Source organism: Paraburkholderia piptadeniae, assembly GCF_900007165.1.
In the GTDB taxonomy this organism is placed as follows: domain Bacteria; phylum Pseudomonadota; class Gammaproteobacteria; order Burkholderiales; family Burkholderiaceae; genus Paraburkholderia; species Paraburkholderia piptadeniae.
Genome location: NZ_CYGY02000057.1, coordinates 26,511 through 43,175, shown reverse-complemented (window position 1 = coordinate 43,175; position 16,665 = coordinate 26,511). Strand labels below are relative to the sequence as shown.

Genomic DNA, 16,665 nt, shown 5'->3' with positions numbered 1-16,665 from the left:
CGCGACAAGCCGGCCCCGTTCTCGTCGTATTGCTCACTGATCTCTGAATGGTTCGCTGCAGGCGAGGCGCATGCAGCAGCCCTCGACATCGCCCGTGCCGCGCGCGTGAAAACAAAAACGAAAACGCACGACGCAGAGGACATCGGGCGCCCGCGCGTGCAATCGTCGCGCGGATCTCGAGACCGTCTTTGCGCCTGAGTGTCGTTCAACATAATTCACTGCACGATTCACTGGAGAGCTTCGATGATCTTTCACGCGTCCATTCCCACGCACAACCCCGAGCGCGTCGCGCGCACGCTCGCCGAATTGTGGGGCGGTTTCGCCGTGCCGTTTTCGGCTTTCGAAGGCGCCTGGATGGCGGTCGCGGGCGACGATCGCGGCACCATCATCGAGACCTATCCGAGCGATCTCACGCTCACGCCCGGCGACACGCAGGAGCCGCTTGCTTCGACGATGGGCACGCGTGCGCAATACAGCGGCTTCCATATGGCCGTCGCGACGCCGCTTTCCGAGCAGGAAGTGATCGCGATCGGCGAGCGTGAAGGCTGGCGCGCGGTGCGCTGCACGCGCGGCAACAACTTCTTCGACGTGATCGAGTTGTGGATCGAGAACGGCACGCTGATCGAACTGCTGACGCCCGAAATGCAGGCGCAGTATCGCAGCTTCGCGACGCCCGAGCATTTCCGCGCACTCGCCGCACAAGCCCAAACCCAGGCCCACGCACAGGCTTGATCTTTTGCTTGCGCGCTTCTGTTGTCGCGATGCAATGGCTACACTGCGGTGAATGCCATCACAGGGGTGTGCGATGACTGAAGCTACGAATCCTTACGCAGGGAAAACTCCCGCGTCGGTTGCGACGTTCAAGAGTGCGCATGGATTTTCCGTGACGGTCGCGCGATTGCGCGGTCTGCTCGCCGACAAGGGCATGACGATCTTCGTCGATATCGATCAGGCCGACGCCGCCGCCGAGGTCGGCATGACGCTGCGCCCGACGCGCCTGATCGTGTTCGGCAACCCGAAGGGCGGTACGCCCGTGATGCAGGCGAATCCGTGCGCGGCGCTGCTGTTGCCGTTGAAGGCGCTCGTGTGGGAGGACGATGCGCGCGCCACCTGGCTTGCTATCGACGACGTGACGGATGCGCTCGTCGACGGGTATGGGCTCGACGCGTCGATCGTCGAGCCAATTGCGAAGGCGAAGGGGCTGATCGAGATGGTCGCTGCGCGTGAACCGGCTTGAGCCATGCGTTCGTACAGGGCCTTCGAGCCGCAGCGCTGCATGCCATTGCAACCACGCATCCAACGCAGCGCTTTGTCACCTTGACGCGGCCACGCCCTGGGTCTTGCGGTCCCACGTCCTCAGGCAAACGCCGAGAAACTCCGCGAAGCCATCGGCGGACGGCGACAGCGAACGATCGACGGGGCGATAGATGCACACTTCGCGGATCGTCTCCGGTTCGACGACGCGCCGCATCGCGAGGCCGAACGTCTGCGCGAGCGGCTTCACGTAAGCGGGCGCGAGCGTGACGGCAAGACCCTGTGCGGCGAGACCGAACGCCGTCGTCACGTTGTCGACGACTTCGACGGGCGCGATCCGCGCATCCGATGGCTGATCGGCCAGCATCTGCGCGACGCTCGCTTCGTGATCGCGGCCCGTCGCGACAATGGGCGTGCCGCGCAGATCGTGCCAGCGCAAGCGCCGCCGACGCGCAAGCGGGTGATCGCCCGCGCACCACAACACCCACGGGCTGCGGAAAATCGCTTCGCGCCGCACGCGGTCGCCCGTCGCGCGATCGGGGCCGACGGCCAGATCGACATCGCCGCTCGCGACGCGCTCCACTAGCTGCTCGACATCCGTATCCACCACGCGCACGACGACCTTCGGCTTCTGCGCCGCGTAGCCGGCGATCGCGTACGGCAGCGCCGTGCTCGCGAGCACGAGCGGCGCGCCGACGCGCACGATGCCCGCCGCGCGATTGCGGATATCGCTCGCCGTCTGCTCGGCCGCGCGCAGATGACGCAGCACCGATTCCGCCGAAGACAGGAAGTCGCGGCCCGCCGTCGACAGGCTCACGCGCCGCGTCGTGCGGTCGAACAGACGAAAGCCCAGTTCGCGCTCCAGCTCCGCCAGCAACTGGCTGACGGCGGACGACGTGAGCCCCAGCCGTTCCGCCGCCGCGGCAATGCCGTTCTGATCGACAATCGCTAGAAACGCCTCGAATTGGCGTATGGTGATGCGTGTGAGGGCCATCGGGCGATTCTAAAGCTAAACTTACGAATCATCCAAAATCGATTGATTGTGATGAAGCGCGCTTTTAGCGACACTGTTGCGATGCGCCGGTTCGTGCGGCCTCGGTTCATGCAACCTGTCGCACCGTCGAGCCAACATCAACACAGATAGAGACAATGCCATGTTCGAACACATTCCAGCCTACCCCGGCGATCCCATCCTGAGCCTCAACGAAGACTTCCAGCGCGATCCGCGCACGAACAAGGTCAATCTGAGCATCGGCATCTACTTCGACGAAAACGGCACGCTGCCCGTGATGTCGGCTGTGCGCGAAGCCGAGGCGGCCGTCGTCGCGCTGGGCACGCCGCGTTCGTATCTGCCGATGGCGGGGCTGCCCGCCTACCGCGATGCCGCGCAGGCGCTCGTGTTCGGCGCCGATAGCGAAGCGCGCGCGGCGGGCCGCATCGCGACGGTCCAGACGGTCGGCGGATCGGGCGCGCTCAGAGTAGGCGCGGACTTTCTCAAGCGCCATTTCGCTGGCTCGCAGGTGTGGCTCTCCGATCCGAGCTGGGAGAATCACCGCGTCGTGTTCGAAGCGGCAGGGCATACCGTGAACACGTACCCGTACTACGACGACGCAACGGGCGGTCTGCGCTTCGACGCGATGCGCGACACGATCGACGCGCTGCCCGAACGCAGCATCGTGTTGCTGCATGCGTGCTGCCACAACCCGACGGGCGTCGACCTGACGACGGAGCAATGGCGCGAACTGGTGCCCGTGCTGCAGCGTCGCAAGCTGATCGCGTTCGTCGACATGGCCTATCAGGGCTTCGGCGACGGCCTCGAAGAAGATGCGGCATGCGTGCGGATGCTGGCATCGGCGGACGTGCCGCTGATCGTCGCGAACTCGTTCTCGAAGAACTTCTCGCTGTATGGCGAACGCTGCGGCGCGCTGAGCGTCGTCTGCAAGGACGCCGCCGAAGCGCAGCGCGTGCTCGGCCAGTTGACCTTCATGATCCGCGCGAACTACAGCAACCCGCCGATGCACGGCGCGCGACTCGTCGCGGGCGTGCTCGGCGACGCGAAGCTGCGTGCGTCGTGGGACGACGAGCTGCGCGTGATGCGCGACCGCATTCATGAAATGCGTCATGCGATTCACGATGGCCTCGCTGGACGCGTCGATGAAGTGATGCGCGCGCGTTATGTCGCGCAGGTCGGCATGTTCACGTACACGGGCTTGAGCGCCGCTCAGGTCGAAACGCTGCGCAACGAGCACGGCATCTATCTGCTGCGCTCGGGCCGCATGTGCGTCGCGGGCCTCAATCGCAGCAACGTCGGCTATGTGGCGTCGGCGATCGCGACCGTCGCGGGCCCTGGTGTGCGCGAGTAACGAGCGCGGTGAGGAGACACACATGGAGATTCTGGAGCGAGACAAAGAGGCTGCGCCGGCGATGCATCCCGACGAATGGCAGGCGCGCGTTCAATTGGCCGCCTGCTATCGCGTCTTCGATATGCTGGGCTGGACCGAGCTGATCTACAACCACATCACCGTGCGTTTGCCCGAAAGCGTGGCGGGCGGCGCGAAGCAATTCCTGATCAACCCGTTCGGCCTGCACTACAGCGAAGTGACCGCGCGAAATCTGGTGAAGATCGACGCGCAAGGGCGCATCCTCGACGGCTCAGCCTACCCGGTGAACCCGGCGGGCTTCACCGTGCACGCAGCGCTGCACGAGGGCATCGCCGATGCGCATTGCGTGATGCATACGCACACGACGGCGGGCGTTGCCGTCGCGTGCTCGGAGGGCGGCTTGCAGCAGACAAACTTCTACAGCGCGCAGTTGCACGAGCGCATTGCGTATCACGACTTCGAAGGCATCACGATTCATGCCGAAGAAGGGCCGCGCCTCGTCGAGCATATCGGCGACCGGCAGGCGGTGATCCTGCGCAATCACGGGCTGCTGTCGTGGGGCAAGACGCTGCCGCAAGCGTTCGCGTATCTGTGGACGCTGAACCGCGCGTGCGAGATCCAGGTCGCGACGTTTGCGATGGGCCCGGCGCGCGCGGTGCCCGAAGCGATCGCCGCGCGGTGCTCGCGCGATGCGCTGCAATTCGACGTGCGCTACGGCGCGGGACAGGATGTGTTCGACGCGCTGGTGCGCAAGGTCGACAGGATCGACGCCGGCTACAAGCACTGAGGAAGAAGAACGATGAAGGCATGCATTTACGGCGCGGGCGCGATCGGCGGATGGATGGGCGTGAAGCTCGCGCAAGCAGGCTGCGACGTGAGCGTGGTCGCGCGCGGCGCGACGCTCGACGCGTTGCGCGAACACGGCTTGCGCCTCGTCGAAAACGGCGAGACGCATGCAGTTCAAGTGAAGGCGAGCGAACAGGCCGAAGCGCTCGGCGTGCAGGATCTTGTGATCGTCGCCGTGAAGGCGCCGGCCATGGCCGACGTCGCGCGGCATATCGGACCGCTTCTCGGCGCGAACACAATGGTGCTGACGGCGATGAACGGCGTGCCGTGGTGGTTCTGCGACGGCCTGCAAGGCGAGTTCGCGGGCGCGCGTCTCGCGTCCGTCGATCCCGATGGCTCGATCGCCGCCGCGATTTCCGCCGCGCGCACGTTGGGCTGCGTCGTGCACGCGAGTTGCCGCGTCGATGCACCTGGCGTCGTCGCGCATCATCAGGGGCGCGGGTTGATCGTCGGCGAGGCGACGGGGCGCGCAAGCGAGCGCGTGACGTCGCTGGTCGAGCTGCTGCGCAAGGCGGGCTTCGATGCCACCGCATCCGGGCAGATCCAGCGCGACGTCTGGTACAAGCTGTGGGGCAACATGACGATGAACCCCGTGAGCGCGATCACGGGCGCGACCACCGACAAGATTCTCAGCGACCCGCTCGCACGCGATTTCGTCACGCGCGTGATGCTGGAAGCGAAGGAGATCGGCGCGCGCTTCGGCATACCCATCGATCAGGCGCCCGAGGATCGTCACGCCGTCACGCTGAAGCTCGGCGCGATGCGCACGTCGATGCTGCAGGACGTCGAAGCGGGCAAGGCGGTCGAACTCGATGCGCTCGTCGGCGCGGTCTGCGAACTCGGTGCACTGACGGACGTCGAAACACCCTATGCGAACGCGCTGTTCGGGCTCGCGCGGCTACATGCCCGCGCGCGCGGACTGTATCCTCAAGCTTGAGCACACGTTTTCAACTTCGCGGCATCGAGCATGAAATTCACCGATCTTTCGTCGCCGGCGTACTTCGACAATCCATATCCGTTCTACGAGGACATCCGGCGCGCGGGCGCTTTCGTGCCGCTCGCGCCCAACGTGATGTTGACGGGGCGGCACGCCGTCATCGACGCGCTGTTGCCCGATCGCCGAATGGGCAAGACGTATATGCCGAGCGTGGTCGCGCGTTATGGCGAGGCCGCGCGCGGGCAGCCGGTGTTTCAGGCGCTCGACCGCACGTTGCTGATGATGAATCCGCCCGTGCACACGCGTCTGCGCACGCTGCTGATGAAGGCGTTCAACGCGCGGCAGATCGAAACGCTGCGCCGGATCGTCGAAGAGACGACGGACAGTCTGATCGACGCGATGCAGGGCAAGCGTGAAGCCGATCTGGTCAAGGAATTCGCGTTGCCGCTGCCGTTGCAGATCATCTGCCGGCTGCTCGATGTGCCCGTCGACGAAGGGCAACGGCTCGGCGATGCGGCGGGCCTGCTCGTCTCCACGTTCGACCTCGCGCCGCTTTCGGCCGATGCGCTCGCGCGCGCGAATCAGGCGGCGCTCGATCTCGAACAGTACTTCGGCGCCGTGGTCGCGCGACGGCGCGCCGCGCCCGGCGGCGATATCGTCTCGTCGCTGATTCAGGCGGAAGAGGGCGGCGAGCGGCTGTCGGAGGAGGAGATCGTGTCGAACGCGATTCTGCTCTTCGTCGCGGGGCACGAGACCACGTCGAACATGCTCGGCAACGCGCTGATCGCGCTGCACCGGCATCCGTCGCAACTCGCGCGTCTGCTTTCGGAGCCGTCGCTGATGTCGAAGGCCGTCGCCGAATGCGCGCGCTACGACACGGCCGTGCAGATGGTCGTGCGCACCGCGTTCGACGATATCGAAGTGGAGGGAGAGACGCTTGCACGCGGCTCGATCGTGTTCATGCTGCTCGGCTCGGCGAATCGTGACCCCGAGCGCTTCGAGCGGCCCAATACGCTCGATATCGAACGCGAGCCGTCAGGCCATCTGCTGACATTCGGCGCGGGCATTCACTATTGCCTCGGCGCCCGCCTCGCGTTGATGGAACTCGAGATCGCGCTGCGCAAACTGATGACGCGCTTGCCGCAGATGCGCGTCACGAATCTCGATGCGCTCGTATGGCACAGGCGGAACAATCTGCGCGGCGTCGAATCGCTGATGGCCGCGCTTTGATCCTGCCTTGGTCCTGCTTTGACCCTGGCTTGATCGGGCCGCATGGAGCCTGACTGATGCAGGTTCAGGCCATCTCGCGATGCCAGCGCTCCAGTTGCTCGATCGTCGTCCCCGCGCCGCCGCATACGATCACGAGCACGCTATCGAAGCGCTGTAGCGCTTGCGTCGGCCGATAGGCGAGCGCGAGGCTCGCGCCGCATGCGGGCTCGACCAGCACGCGGTGATCGTCGACGAAGCGGCGCGACGCGGTGACGGCTTCCGCATCGGACACCACGATACATTCGACGGGATGCGTCTGCGTCAGCGTGAAGGCCTGCTCGCAGACCTGCTTCGCGCCCAGCGACGTCGCGACGCTCGTGATGCCCGGCAATTCGATCCGCTTGCCCGCGCGCACCGATTGCGCGAGCGACGACGCGCCTTCCGTTTCGACGGCGATCACCGGCACGTTGCCGAGGCCGTTGCGCCGCAAGCCCTCGATCACGCCCGCCATCAGGCCGCCGCCGCCCACCGACAGCACGACGGCATCGAATTTCGCGCCGGTGCGCGCGACTTCGTCGATCATCGAAGCATGGCCCTGCCAGAGGAGCGGATCGTCGAACGGGTGGATGAACGCGTCGTCGGGGCCAGCCTCTTCGAGCGCGAACGCGTTGGCTTCCTGCCAGGTCGCGCCGTGCACGATCACGTCCGCGCCCTGCATGCGGATCAGTTCCTTAGCGCGCTCGCCTGTGCTTTGCGGCACGACGACCGCGACGGGTATCGACAGCGCACGGCCCGCATACGCGACCGCAATGCCCGCATTGCCGCCCGACGAGGACACGAACCGCCGCTTGCCGGCCTTCGCATGCTCTTCGCACGCGTAGCCGATGCCGCGAATCTTGAACGAGCCGGGCGGTTGCAGCGCGTCCATCTTGAGCAGCACGCGGCGGCCAAGCGCGCGGCTGAGCGGTTGCGATTCGAGTAGGGGAGTATCGATGTGCAGTGTCATGATGAAGGTGCCTGCGGCGTCGCGATGAAGGGTGTTTCGCGGAGTCGTTAATGATAGCAAGTGGTGGAGGATCGGGCTTGGGGCGGGTGAGGGCTTTTGCCTCGGTTCGCTATCGCTTTCCGCAGGAATTCGCAGTTGCGCGCCGGCGCGGTGCGGCTGCGATCAATCCTCGTGCCCGCGGATTGCGCACGCCGACTTCGGAAATGAATCTTTGTCAGCGCTCGCGCATAGGCATTCAGTTTCCCGCACGGAGACACCGTAGCAACCTCGTCCACCGTCCTGTAGGTCCGTGCGCCGCTCTTTGCACAAACAGACCATCCAAACGAATTTGCGCCAAGGTGTCATCGCTCATCACACCAAGTGCCAGGGACGGAGCAACCGCATACCAAGCTGTTGCCTCGCTCCACGACAGATAGAGCGTGCCGCGAAGTGGCTCGTAGTAGGTATCTGGCTCACCCATATCCTCGGCGCGTCCGTTTCTATCGAACACCGTGTCGATTATTGGCGTTGCTGGCGTTGCGTCCGCAAATGGTAGTGTGTACTCGGTCCATCGCGCGGGGTTGGTGTATATGTCCCAATCCTTGATTCGTTTCTGCGAATCAAGCGCCATCGAAAACATCCCCCCGGTTATGAAATAAGTGGGGGCGGTGATATTGAATTGCCGGTCTATTTCATCGCGCAATGTTGTCCTATTTTCTTCAGGCGCTGCGGCATACTCTATATCACAAGACACAGTGGAGCTCTCTGCGTCCCAATGTGCGCTGACACAGGGCTGAAAGGTGCGCGCAGCCCGATGAACAGTGATGAGGCTCATTGCAGTGGCTTGTAAACAAAATGCAGGACCGTGTAGTCGCTATCTCGGACCAGTACTTCAAGCATATATGCCTTGCCATCGCGAGCAATTGGATGGGTGTACATGAATATACCTGCTTTGCCTCTTGGGTCCGGGGTGCGTTCCCCGTACTTTATGACAAGACGAAGAATATGAACGGGCACATAGCGCCCTGAATTCTTCATATGCATAAGCGGCTTGGGTGCGAAGCGCAACGGCCGCTGCATTAGTGCATAGTACCGCGACCGCAGACCGAACAGAGTTGCTCGCTCAAGAGACGCGCCTACCGCTTTTACCCCCCAGTCTGTCAGGCCGCGAACCCCTACCCTCCAGATGCCGCCAACCATAAACAACACGTCGAGTGGATCGAGCAGCGGGGCCTCCAGTGGCTTTTCACTTACCGATATGTCTCCGTCCAACGTGTAAATTCGAAATACTCCCGCATTTTCCTTTTGATACCCAATGATGCAATCCAGGTCTGCGTCATAAATGGGCTTCGCATCAATCGGCACGCTTGGCGGACGCATATCGAACAAACCAGCAGCTCTGGGTTTCCGGGTAGCATCCCACGCAAACGACGGCTCATCTCCTGTGTATGACAGCGGTGTAGACATTCAGGCCGCCTGGTTTGCCTTAATATCGATAATGCTCGTGATCGTGCCTTTGCTACTGCCAAGGGCACTTTGCAGGATGTACTCCTGTTTCATTCGTGCAAACGACAACGCAACGTGCTCCAGCGCCGAGCCGTCCCCGGCAACCGGTTCAACATGGGAAATAATCACGTCGTACATCGTAACCTTGAAGTACTCCAAAGGTGTTCCCCCGGCCTTGCGCATAGTAAGCACGGCTTGGGGAATATGCTGCCCGCGAAAGCAGTAACCGGCAAGATTCGGGGTTGCTCGGTCTATCGCATGGATAAAACGTAAATCCGACGCGGTGGCCTTTGCTGCCCCACCTCCTGAACCGGAATGCATACTGGAACGCTGCGTAATCGTCCAATTCCAATTGAGGACTTCGATTTCATCGGCATGTGTTGCATCCTGCGACTCGCCAGTGATACCGTCAATCTTGATAAAAATATCCGCCATTACGATTTCAGTCGTGTGTTAGGGGACCACCAGCGTACTCTGTATTTCCGGGTAAATTTGCAAAATTGAGTCAAATAATGTGGTGTTATTCCAATGTCATCACATCAAGGATCACTAACAAATAGTTGCGCGATGAGAGCCGACGGAAAAAGCCATCGGCAGACGTAATAGCAAGCAAAACAATTACTTCCCCGCAATCAAACTCGGATCGCCGGAAAACCGCTCGCCGCCACGCACGGGCCCGTCATCGAGCAGCCCTTTCGTCAGCTCCAGCGCCTGGCGCTCGAACAACCGGCGATACACGCCATTGTCGAGACGGATCAGCTGTTCATGGCTGCCTTCCTCGACGACGCGCCCCTTGTCGAGCACGAGCAAGCGGTCCAAGGCGCGCACCGTCGACAACCGGTGCGCAACCACGAGCGTCGTGCGTCCGACCATCAGGCGCTCCATCGCCTGCTGGATCAGCACTTCGCTTTCGCTGTCGAGACTCGACGTCGCTTCGTCGAAGATCAGGACAGGCGCATCCGCGAGGAACGCGCGCGCGATCGCGACCCGCTGACGCTCGCCGCCCGACAGCTTCACGCCGCGCTCGCCGACGAGCGTGTCGTATCCGAGCGGCAGTGCGCTGATGAACTCGTGCGCGCTCGCGAGCTTCGCGGCCTGCACGATCTCGTCGAGCGTAGCGCCGGGGCGCGCGTACGCGATGTTCTCCGCGAGCGACCGGTGAAACAGGATGGGTTCCTGCTGCACGATCGCAATACGGCGGCGCAACGACGCCTGCTGCACATCGGCGATGTTCTGTCCGTCGATCGTGATGCGGCCTTCGTCGATGTCGTACAGACGCTGGATCAGCTTGATGAACGTCGTCTTGCCCGACCCCGAATGGCCGACGAGCCCGATCCGCTCGCCCGGCGCGATGCGCAGCGAAAAGTCGCGATACAGCGGCGCGCGATGCGCGCCGTAGCGGAACGTCACGTTCTCGAAACGGATCTCGCCCTTGCGGATATCGATGGCGCGCGCGCCCGGCTTGTCTTCAATGCCGAGCGGCTCGCGTTCGAGCGCGACGAGCTCTTCCATGTCGTTGACCGAGCGCTGCAGGTTGCGCACGTGCATGCCGACATCGCGCAGATAGCCTTGCAGCACGAAGAAGGTGGTCAGCGCATACGTGATGTCGCCGACGCTCGCTTCGTCGCGCAGCCACAGCAGCAGCGCCGCGCCGAGTATCGCCGCCTGCATCAGCGCGAGCATGGCGCCCTGCACGCCGCCATTGGTCGTGCCGCGCTGCCACGTGCGGCGCGTGCGCTGACGCCACTTCGCGATCACACGTTCGAGCCGCGACTCTTCGCGCTCTTCCGCGCCGAACGCCTTGACGACGGCATTGCAGCTGACGGCATCGGCGAGCGCGCCGCCCAGGCGCGTGTCCCACAGGTTGCCGAGGCGCGCGGCGGGCGCGACGTAGCCGAGCGACAGCGCGACCGTCACCGAGACATACAGCAACGAACCCAGCCCGACCACGATCCCCATCACGGGCCAGTGAAGGCCGAGCAGCACCGTCGATCCCGCGAGCATCACCAGCGAAGGCAGCAGCGCGATCAGCAGCGTGTCGTTGAGCAGGTCGAGCGCCCAGATGCCGCGCGTGATCTTGCGCACGGTCGAGCCCGCGAAGCTGTTCGCGTGCCAGTCCGTCGAGAAGCGCTGCACGCGATGAAACGCGTTCGCGCAGATCGCGCTCATCATCTTCAGCGTCATCACGATGATGCTGCGATAAACCAGTTGACGCAGCACCGTGCCGCCGATGCCGAGGCCGATCAGCGTGATGAACGCGATCAGCGCCGCGTGCGACGCAGCCGCCTTGCCGCTTGCGCCGCCCGCGCTGCCCGATGTGAGCGCATCGACGAGACGCCCCGCGAACATCGGCGTCAGCACGTCGGCGAACGCGGCCATCAGCGCGAACAGCGCAATGCCGACGATGCGCACCGGTTGCCTGCGCCAGTGATTGAATGTGAAGCCAAGAACGCTTCTGAACGCTTGCGCGCCAAAGTCGAGTTTTTTGCTAGCCATGTGTCACAGCGTGCGGCGCGACGCGCGCATCGCTATCCAGTCAGGAGATTCGGGAGCAGACGGCCGATGCCCGCCAGTTGCGGCAGGGACGAATAAAACCGGTTGTCTGGTAAAAGCGCGGGCCTCTGCGTGCCTACGCTGACGGCGACCTAGCTCGAAGAGCCGATGACGCGTCGTGGAAACCCGCGAGAGACTGCGATGTGCATTGCGTGCATTGAACGCCTCCCTTGGGTGAATGAGTAGATGAAGTACTGCGACTGAGGTGCTCGATTGTAGCAGGAAAGCTTGCGCAAAGTGATCGCGGATTGCCTTGACCCGATGCGAAGTGGTGGCTTTATGCGTGCTTCATCGAGCGTTCGTTGCCCGTTCATCCACAGTTCATCGAAGGACACGTGACGGGGTTTTCAGGGCCCGAAGCGGGTGTGCCGGATACAATGCCGCTGCGCCGAAGCGTCCAGGCTTTGCCCAAACAGCGACCCAACCTGATTCGACCTCAACTCATGTCCAGTTCCACTCGGGCCTTCTTGCTCGGTCCGTTGCTCAAAGGGGTGTCCCGTTCGTTCTATCTGACGTTGCGCATCTTGCCCGCCGGCATGCGCGACCCGATCGGGCTTGCGTATCTGCTCGCGCGCGCCGCCGACACGATCGCCGATACCGCGCTGATCCCGCCCGCGCAACGCCTCGAACTGCTGCTTGCGCTGCGCGAGCAGGTCAACGGCGCGACCGACGACGGCGAACTCGCGCGCCGCCTCGCTGGTGAAGTGGCGGGCCAGCAGGCGCAGTCGGACGAAAAGGTGCTGCTCGAATCGATCGCGCCCGCGCTCGATGTGCTGTCGCAACTCGACGAGGCCGACCGCGTCGCCGTGCGCGCGATCGTCACGACGCTGACGACAGGCATGGAATTCGATCTGCGCACGTTCCCCGACGAGCGTTCGGGCCGGATCGCCGCACTGCGCGAATGGGACGAGCTGGATCGCTATACGTACCTCGTTGCGGGCTGCGTCGGCGAATTCTGGACGAAGATGACGTATGCGCATCTGCCCGGCACGCTGAAGACGGACGCTACGACGATGCTCGATCGCGGCGTGCGCTTCGGCAAGGCATTGCAGATGACGAACGTGCTGCGCGATTGCGGCAAGGATCTGCGGATCGGTCGCTGCTATCTGCCGTCCGCGATGCTCGACCGGTTCGGGCTGAGCCCGGAGCAACTGCTTCAGCTGGAAGCATCGGCGCGCGCGCAGCCGTTGATGCACGAGCTCGTGCGCAAGTCGGTCGATCATTTCCGCGCGGCGCTCGATTACACGCTCGCGATTCCGCGCTTCTCGCTGCGCTTGCGGCTCGCGTGCGTGTGGCCCATCGTGATCGGGCTCGAAACGCTGCTGCTGCTCGTCGACAACGCGCACTGGCTCGAACCGGCGAAAGTATCGAAGATCCAGCGCAAGCAGGTGTACGGGATCATCGCGCGTTCGCTGCCCGTTTCGTTGTCGGATGCGTTGCTGCGCCACTGGATCGAAGGTCTGATCGGCGCGATCGAAGCGCGCGTCGACGTTCGCTGAGCCTCGCTCGTTGCCGCTTCGCCTGGCTGTACGGTAATCGAAAGCCTATGATGAACGTCACACCACTTGCAGTGAAGGGCGGCATCGGCCGCAATCGATCATGACCGATATCGTCGACTGGCACGCTCACGTGTATTTCGATCAGGCGACGCGCGATGCCGCGTGGGCGCTGCGCGAGGCCATCGAGGCCCGCTTCGGCCGCAGGCTTGAAATAGGGCGTTTTCATGAGCGCCTCGTCGGTCCGCATCCGATGTGGTCGTATCAGCTCAAGTTCGGCAGCGAGCTGTTCGCGGAGTTGTTCGAGTGGCTCACGCTCAATCATGGCGCGCTCGATGTCTTCATTCATCCGAACACAGGCGACGCGCTGCGCGATCATCGCGACGCGGCCGCGTGGATCGGGCGCTCTCATCAGTTGAATCTCGCCGCGCTGGGCGGATAGCGCGCTGCGCCCGGCGCACGAATGCGCGCTGTCGCGCGCTGCTGCACATCGTTACGCGCGATCGCGCGCGGAGGTCTCGTCATGACGATCACGAACGCAGTGTCGGGCACCAACGTAGATGAAGTATCGGATGGCGTCTACCGGATCAACACGCCCGTCGTGTTCGAAGGCGGTCCGGGCGGCTTCTCGTTCAACCAGTATCTGATCGCCGACGATGAGCCACTGCTCTTTCATACGGGCCCGCGCAAGATGTTCGCGCTGGTGCGCGAGGCGGTGGCGTCCGTGATTCCTCCCGAGCGGCTGCGCCACATCGCTTTTTCGCACGTCGAAGCGGACGAGTGCGGGTCGCTGAACGAATGGCTCGCCGTCGCGCCCGACGCGCAGCCGCTGTGCGGATCGATCGCCAAGCTGGTGTCCGTCGACGATCTCGCCGACCGTCCGGCGCGCGGCCTCGAAGATGGCGAGGCCGTCGATCTCGGCAAGCACAAGGTACGCTGGCTCGCGACGCCGCATCTGCCGCACGCATGGGAATGCGGAATGCTGATCGAAGAAGCGACGCGCACGCTGCTGTGCAGCGATCTCTTCACGCAACCGGGCAGCGATCATCCTCCCGTCACCGGGTCCGACATCCTCGGTCCGTGCGAAGCGTTCCGGCACAGCATGGACTACTACTCGCACACGAAACACGCCGACGCGATGCTCGACCGGCTCGCCGAGCTCGAGCCGCGCACGCTCGCGTGCATGCACGGCAGCGCGTGGCAGGGCGACTGCGCATCGCTGATCCGCGCGCTGGCGCAGTCGTTGCGCGAGTAGGGCGCTGCTGGTCAAACTGGCGGCGGCGCGAACGCGAATTGCTGGGCGGCCGACGAACGCCGATGCGCGTTCGAACGACGCAGTGCAGCACAACTTTTTCGCGCCGGCGTGTCGATTCGCGTTTCCGCTGTTCGTCGTCAGGTTAAGCGGACCGCTTTCCGCTATGCCGCTACCACACAGCAAGGACGACGACGATGACCTTGAAGCTCTACGCCCATCCGTTTTCTTCGTATTGCCAGAAGGCGCTCACCGCGCTGTACGAGAACGGCACGCCGTTCGAGTACCGCCGTCTCGACGAACCCGGCGCGATGGATGAACTCGCCGCGCGCTGGCCGATCAGGCGCTTTCCGCTGCTCGTCGACGACGACCGCACGATCGTCGAGGCGACCGTGATCATCGAGCATCTCGGGCTGTTTCATCCCGGCCCCGTGCAACTGATACCGGACGATCCGCGCGCCGCGCTCGAAGTGCGCTTCATGGACCGCTTCTTCGACAACTACGTCGCGACGCCGCAGCAGAAGATCGTCTTCGACAGCTTGCGCAGCGAAGGCGAGCGCGACGCGCGCGGCGTCGCCGATGCACGCGCGCAGCTCGAAACCGCGTATGCGTGGCTCGACAAGGCGATGCGAAATCGCGAGTGGGCGGCGGGCGAGCGTTTCAGTCTCGCCGATTGCGCCGCCGCACCGTTCCTGTTCTACGCCGACTGGACGCACCGGATCGACCACAAGTTCGAGCACGTGATCGCGTACCGCCAGCGGCTGCTGAAACGGCCGTCGTTTGCACGCGCCGTCGACGAAGCGCGTCCTTATCGGCACTTCTTTCCGCTCGGCGCGCCGGACCGCGACTGACTTCGACGCATCTTCAGCGGCTGCCCTGCGCATCGGGCAGTCTGCGTCCATGCTTCTTCAACGGAGGCCGACCATGTCTTCTGCATCTACTCTCGTGCCCGCCGCCGAGCTCGTGAAGTGCAACGGCAGACACTATCCGAACGAAAGCGTCGAGTACCGACAGGCGCGCGACGCGCTGCTCGCCGAGGAAATCGAACTGCGCCGGCAGATCGAACGCGTCGCCGAGCTACGTCGCGCATTGCCGCCGGGCGGCGAAGTGACGGGCGACTACCGTTTCGTCGGCGAAGCGGGACCCGTCGATTTCGCAGGACTGTTCGGCGACAAGGACACGCTCGTCATCTACAGCTATATGTTCGGGCCGCAGCGCGAGCGGCCGTGCCCGATGTGCACGGCGCTGCTGAGCGCATGGGACGGCGAGGCGCGCGACATCGAGCAGCGCATCGCGCTGGCCGTCGTCGCGCGCTCGCCGATCGGGCGGCTCGTCGCGTTCAAGAAGGAGCGCGGCTGGCGCGATCTGAAGCTGTATTCGGACGTCAACGGCGAGTACAGCCGCGACTTCGGCGCGATCGGCACCGAGGGCGGCGACGAGCCGGCGTTCCAGGTGTTCACGCGCCGCAGCGGCACGGTCCGGCATTTCTACGCGGCCGAGATGGGCTTTCCGACGGCGGACCCGGGCCAGGACCCGCGCGGCGCGCCGGATCTGATGCCGATGTGGACGATCTTCGACATGACGCCGGAAGGGCGCGATCCGAACTGGTATCCGAAGCTCGATTACGCGAAGTGAAGGGCGGGTGTCGAATGGCGCGCCGTGGCTGGCGTGGTCGATGGCGCGAACGCACTCGCGCCGCCTTCGGCGCGGGTGTGCGTTGGTCCCGCGTGATCGCTTAGTCCGCGATGCGCCGGTCGGCGAGTGCGCGTTCGCAGTCGCCGAGCACAGCGATCACGAGACGCGCCTGTGAATCGAGTTCGTCGGTATCGAGGATTTCTTCGACGGCGTCGCGCGCCCAGTCGGCTTCGACAAACGAGGCGTGGCGCTGCGCGATGTCGAGTGCGATGGCCGACAGCTTCGCGATGCACAGCCAGTCCGCTGTGCGGCTATGCCTGTCGAGCCACTTGTGCGCGGCCTCCACATGAAAAGCCGGCGAAGGCCAGGCTTCGTTCAGATACCAGGCACCGAGGCTCCCGCATGTGAGCCAGCAAAGCAGCTCCACGCGGTCGCGTTGGCTCAGAAGGTGGCGTACATCACTCATGGCGACGCTCGCGAAGGTAACGGATATGACGTGAGTTCCGCGTAGCAAAGCTCGAACCCGTGTGTGTACGACAATATCACGAGGTTGTGCCGTGCACGACAGGGTTTAACCGGATGTGTGCTCTCTCGCGCGCGCCCGAACGTGT

Annotated in this window: 18 protein-coding genes; 11 read left to right on the top strand and 7 right to left on the bottom strand. The window is 63.9% G+C overall.

All coding sequences use genetic code 11. The annotated features are described in order from the left end of the window. Positions 1 to 243 precede the first annotated feature (243 nt). Together BN2476_RS28500 and BN2476_RS28495 are read left to right on the top strand one after the other, a co-directional pair. Complete coding sequence (locus BN2476_RS28500; protein WP_087737568.1) at positions 244 to 732, top strand: hypothetical protein; 489 nt, start codon at positions 244 to 246, stop codon at positions 730 to 732. 73 nt (positions 733 to 805) lie between these two features. After that, complete coding sequence (locus BN2476_RS28495; RefSeq protein WP_087737567.1) at positions 806 to 1,237, top strand: DUF302 domain-containing protein; 432 nt, start codon at positions 806 to 808, stop codon at positions 1,235 to 1,237. A gap of 75 nt (positions 1,238 to 1,312) precedes the next feature. Here the strand turns inward: BN2476_RS28495 and BN2476_RS28490 are convergent, their stop codons facing one another. Then, positions 1,313 to 2,248 carry a LysR family transcriptional regulator gene (locus tag BN2476_RS28490; RefSeq protein ID WP_087737566.1) on the bottom strand — a complete coding sequence of 312 codons (936 nt, stop codon included), beginning with the start codon at positions 2,246 to 2,248 and terminating at the stop codon, positions 1,313 to 1,315. A 160-nt stretch (positions 2,249 to 2,408) separates the two neighbouring features. Between BN2476_RS28490 and BN2476_RS28485 the strand changes: the two genes are divergently transcribed. From BN2476_RS28485 to BN2476_RS28470, 4 genes are read left to right on the top strand one after another with little or no spacing between them, the layout of a single operon-like run. Continuing rightward, positions 2,409 to 3,617, top strand: a complete 1,209-nt coding sequence (locus tag BN2476_RS28485; protein WP_087737565.1) for an amino acid aminotransferase — start codon at positions 2,409 to 2,411, stop codon at positions 3,615 to 3,617. Positions 3,618 to 3,639: 22 nt separating this feature from the next. Beyond that, positions 3,640 to 4,422: a class II aldolase/adducin family protein gene (locus BN2476_RS28480; RefSeq protein WP_087737564.1), complete on the top strand. Its 783-nt coding sequence runs from the start codon at positions 3,640 to 3,642 to the stop codon at positions 4,420 to 4,422. A 12-nt stretch (positions 4,423 to 4,434) separates the two neighbouring features. Beyond that, on the top strand, positions 4,435 to 5,418 hold the full coding sequence (locus BN2476_RS28475; RefSeq protein WP_087737563.1) for a 2-dehydropantoate 2-reductase: 984 nt from the start codon (positions 4,435 to 4,437) through the stop codon (positions 5,416 to 5,418). Between the two features lie 30 nt (positions 5,419 to 5,448). After that, positions 5,449 to 6,648, top strand: a complete 1,200-nt coding sequence (locus tag BN2476_RS28470) for a cytochrome P450 (protein ID WP_087737562.1) — start codon at positions 5,449 to 5,451, stop codon at positions 6,646 to 6,648. 64 nt (positions 6,649 to 6,712) lie between these two features. Here BN2476_RS28470 and BN2476_RS28465 read toward each other — a convergent pair whose 3' ends face one another. From BN2476_RS28465 to BN2476_RS28445, 5 genes are all read right to left on the bottom strand, one after another. Further along, entirely contained in the window at positions 6,713 to 7,633 is a 921-nt protein-coding gene (locus tag BN2476_RS28465; protein WP_087737561.1) for a serine/threonine dehydratase family protein, read from the bottom strand. 235 nt (positions 7,634 to 7,868) lie between these two features. Further along, positions 7,869 to 8,447, bottom strand: coding sequence for a hypothetical protein (locus tag BN2476_RS28460; RefSeq protein ID WP_143811063.1), 579 nt, complete (start codon positions 8,445 to 8,447; stop codon positions 7,869 to 7,871). After that, entirely contained in the window at positions 8,444 to 9,079 is a 636-nt protein-coding gene (locus tag BN2476_RS28455) for a hypothetical protein (protein WP_087737559.1), read from the bottom strand. Before BN2476_RS28455 ends, BN2476_RS28460 begins: the two co-directional genes overlap by 4 nt. Then, positions 9,080 to 9,553: an Hcp family type VI secretion system effector gene (locus BN2476_RS28450; protein ID WP_087737558.1), complete on the bottom strand. Its 474-nt coding sequence runs from the start codon at positions 9,551 to 9,553 to the stop codon at positions 9,080 to 9,082. It lies immediately after the preceding gene. A gap of 183 nt (positions 9,554 to 9,736) precedes the next feature. Further along, on the bottom strand, positions 9,737 to 11,614 hold the full coding sequence (locus BN2476_RS28445; protein WP_087737557.1) for an ABC transporter ATP-binding protein: 1,878 nt from the start codon (positions 11,612 to 11,614) through the stop codon (positions 9,737 to 9,739). Between the two features lie 500 nt (positions 11,615 to 12,114). Between BN2476_RS28445 and BN2476_RS28440 the strand changes: the two genes are divergently transcribed. From BN2476_RS28440 to BN2476_RS28420, 5 genes are all read left to right on the top strand, one after another. Continuing rightward, on the top strand, positions 12,115 to 13,170 hold the full coding sequence (locus BN2476_RS28440) for a phytoene/squalene synthase family protein (protein WP_087737556.1): 1,056 nt from the start codon (positions 12,115 to 12,117) through the stop codon (positions 13,168 to 13,170). A 100-nt stretch (positions 13,171 to 13,270) separates the two neighbouring features. After that, a complete protein-coding gene (locus BN2476_RS28435; RefSeq protein WP_087737555.1) occupies positions 13,271 to 13,609 on the top strand; it encodes a DOPA 4,5-dioxygenase family protein in 339 nt (112 codons plus the stop codon). Positions 13,610 to 13,690: 81 nt separating this feature from the next. Next, complete coding sequence (locus BN2476_RS28430; RefSeq protein WP_087737597.1) at positions 13,691 to 14,422, top strand: FprA family A-type flavoprotein; 732 nt, start codon at positions 13,691 to 13,693, stop codon at positions 14,420 to 14,422. Positions 14,423 to 14,616: 194 nt separating this feature from the next. Further along, positions 14,617 to 15,270: a glutathione S-transferase family protein gene (locus BN2476_RS28425; RefSeq protein ID WP_087737554.1), complete on the top strand. Its 654-nt coding sequence runs from the start codon at positions 14,617 to 14,619 to the stop codon at positions 15,268 to 15,270. A 73-nt stretch (positions 15,271 to 15,343) separates the two neighbouring features. After that, positions 15,344 to 16,054 (top strand): DUF899 family protein, encoded by a 711-nt coding sequence (locus BN2476_RS28420; protein WP_087737553.1) that lies wholly within the window; start codon positions 15,344 to 15,346, stop codon positions 16,052 to 16,054. Positions 16,055 to 16,154: 100 nt separating this feature from the next. On the opposite strand, the gene BN2476_RS28415 is transcribed toward BN2476_RS28420, so the two are convergent. Beyond that, positions 16,155 to 16,520 carry a hypothetical protein gene (locus BN2476_RS28415; protein ID WP_087737552.1) on the bottom strand — a complete coding sequence of 122 codons (366 nt, stop codon included), beginning with the start codon at positions 16,518 to 16,520 and terminating at the stop codon, positions 16,155 to 16,157. Between the last annotated feature and the right edge of the window lie 145 nt (positions 16,521 to 16,665).

Excerpts from the sequence above, each read along its gene's own strand:
- BN2476_RS28460 (WP_143811063.1), bottom strand. The coding sequence starts at position 8,447 with ATGAGCCTCATCACTGTTCATCGGGCTGCGCGCACCTTTCAGCCCTGT.
- BN2476_RS28475 (WP_087737563.1), top strand. The coding sequence starts at position 4,435 with ATGAAGGCATGCATTTACGGCGCGGGCGCGATCGGCGGATGGATGGGC.
- BN2476_RS28455 (WP_087737559.1), bottom strand. The coding sequence starts at position 9,079 with ATGTCTACACCGCTGTCATACACAGGAGATGAGCCGTCGTTTGCGTGG.
- BN2476_RS28415 (WP_087737552.1), bottom strand. The coding sequence starts at position 16,520 with ATGAGTGATGTACGCCACCTTCTGAGCCAACGCGACCGCGTGGAGCTG.
- BN2476_RS28435 (WP_087737555.1), top strand. The coding sequence starts at position 13,271 with ATGACCGATATCGTCGACTGGCACGCTCACGTGTATTTCGATCAGGCG.
- BN2476_RS28500 (WP_087737568.1), top strand. The coding sequence starts at position 244 with ATGATCTTTCACGCGTCCATTCCCACGCACAACCCCGAGCGCGTCGCG.
- BN2476_RS28495 (WP_087737567.1), top strand. The coding sequence starts at position 806 with ATGACTGAAGCTACGAATCCTTACGCAGGGAAAACTCCCGCGTCGGTT.
- BN2476_RS28470 (WP_087737562.1), top strand. The coding sequence starts at position 5,449 with ATGAAATTCACCGATCTTTCGTCGCCGGCGTACTTCGACAATCCATAT.
- BN2476_RS28420 (WP_087737553.1), top strand. The coding sequence starts at position 15,344 with ATGTCTTCTGCATCTACTCTCGTGCCCGCCGCCGAGCTCGTGAAGTGC.
- BN2476_RS28450 (WP_087737558.1), bottom strand. The coding sequence starts at position 9,553 with ATGGCGGATATTTTTATCAAGATTGACGGTATCACTGGCGAGTCGCAG.
- BN2476_RS28440 (WP_087737556.1), top strand. The coding sequence starts at position 12,115 with ATGTCCAGTTCCACTCGGGCCTTCTTGCTCGGTCCGTTGCTCAAAGGG.
- BN2476_RS28445 (WP_087737557.1), bottom strand. The coding sequence starts at position 11,614 with ATGGCTAGCAAAAAACTCGACTTTGGCGCGCAAGCGTTCAGAAGCGTT.
- BN2476_RS28430 (WP_087737597.1), top strand. The coding sequence starts at position 13,691 with ATGACGATCACGAACGCAGTGTCGGGCACCAACGTAGATGAAGTATCG.
- BN2476_RS28485 (WP_087737565.1), top strand. The coding sequence starts at position 2,409 with ATGTTCGAACACATTCCAGCCTACCCCGGCGATCCCATCCTGAGCCTC.
- BN2476_RS28465 (WP_087737561.1), bottom strand. The coding sequence starts at position 7,633 with ATGACACTGCACATCGATACTCCCCTACTCGAATCGCAACCGCTCAGC.
- BN2476_RS28480 (WP_087737564.1), top strand. The coding sequence starts at position 3,640 with ATGGAGATTCTGGAGCGAGACAAAGAGGCTGCGCCGGCGATGCATCCC.
- BN2476_RS28425 (WP_087737554.1), top strand. The coding sequence starts at position 14,617 with ATGACCTTGAAGCTCTACGCCCATCCGTTTTCTTCGTATTGCCAGAAG.
- BN2476_RS28490 (WP_087737566.1), bottom strand. The coding sequence starts at position 2,248 with ATGGCCCTCACACGCATCACCATACGCCAATTCGAGGCGTTTCTAGCG.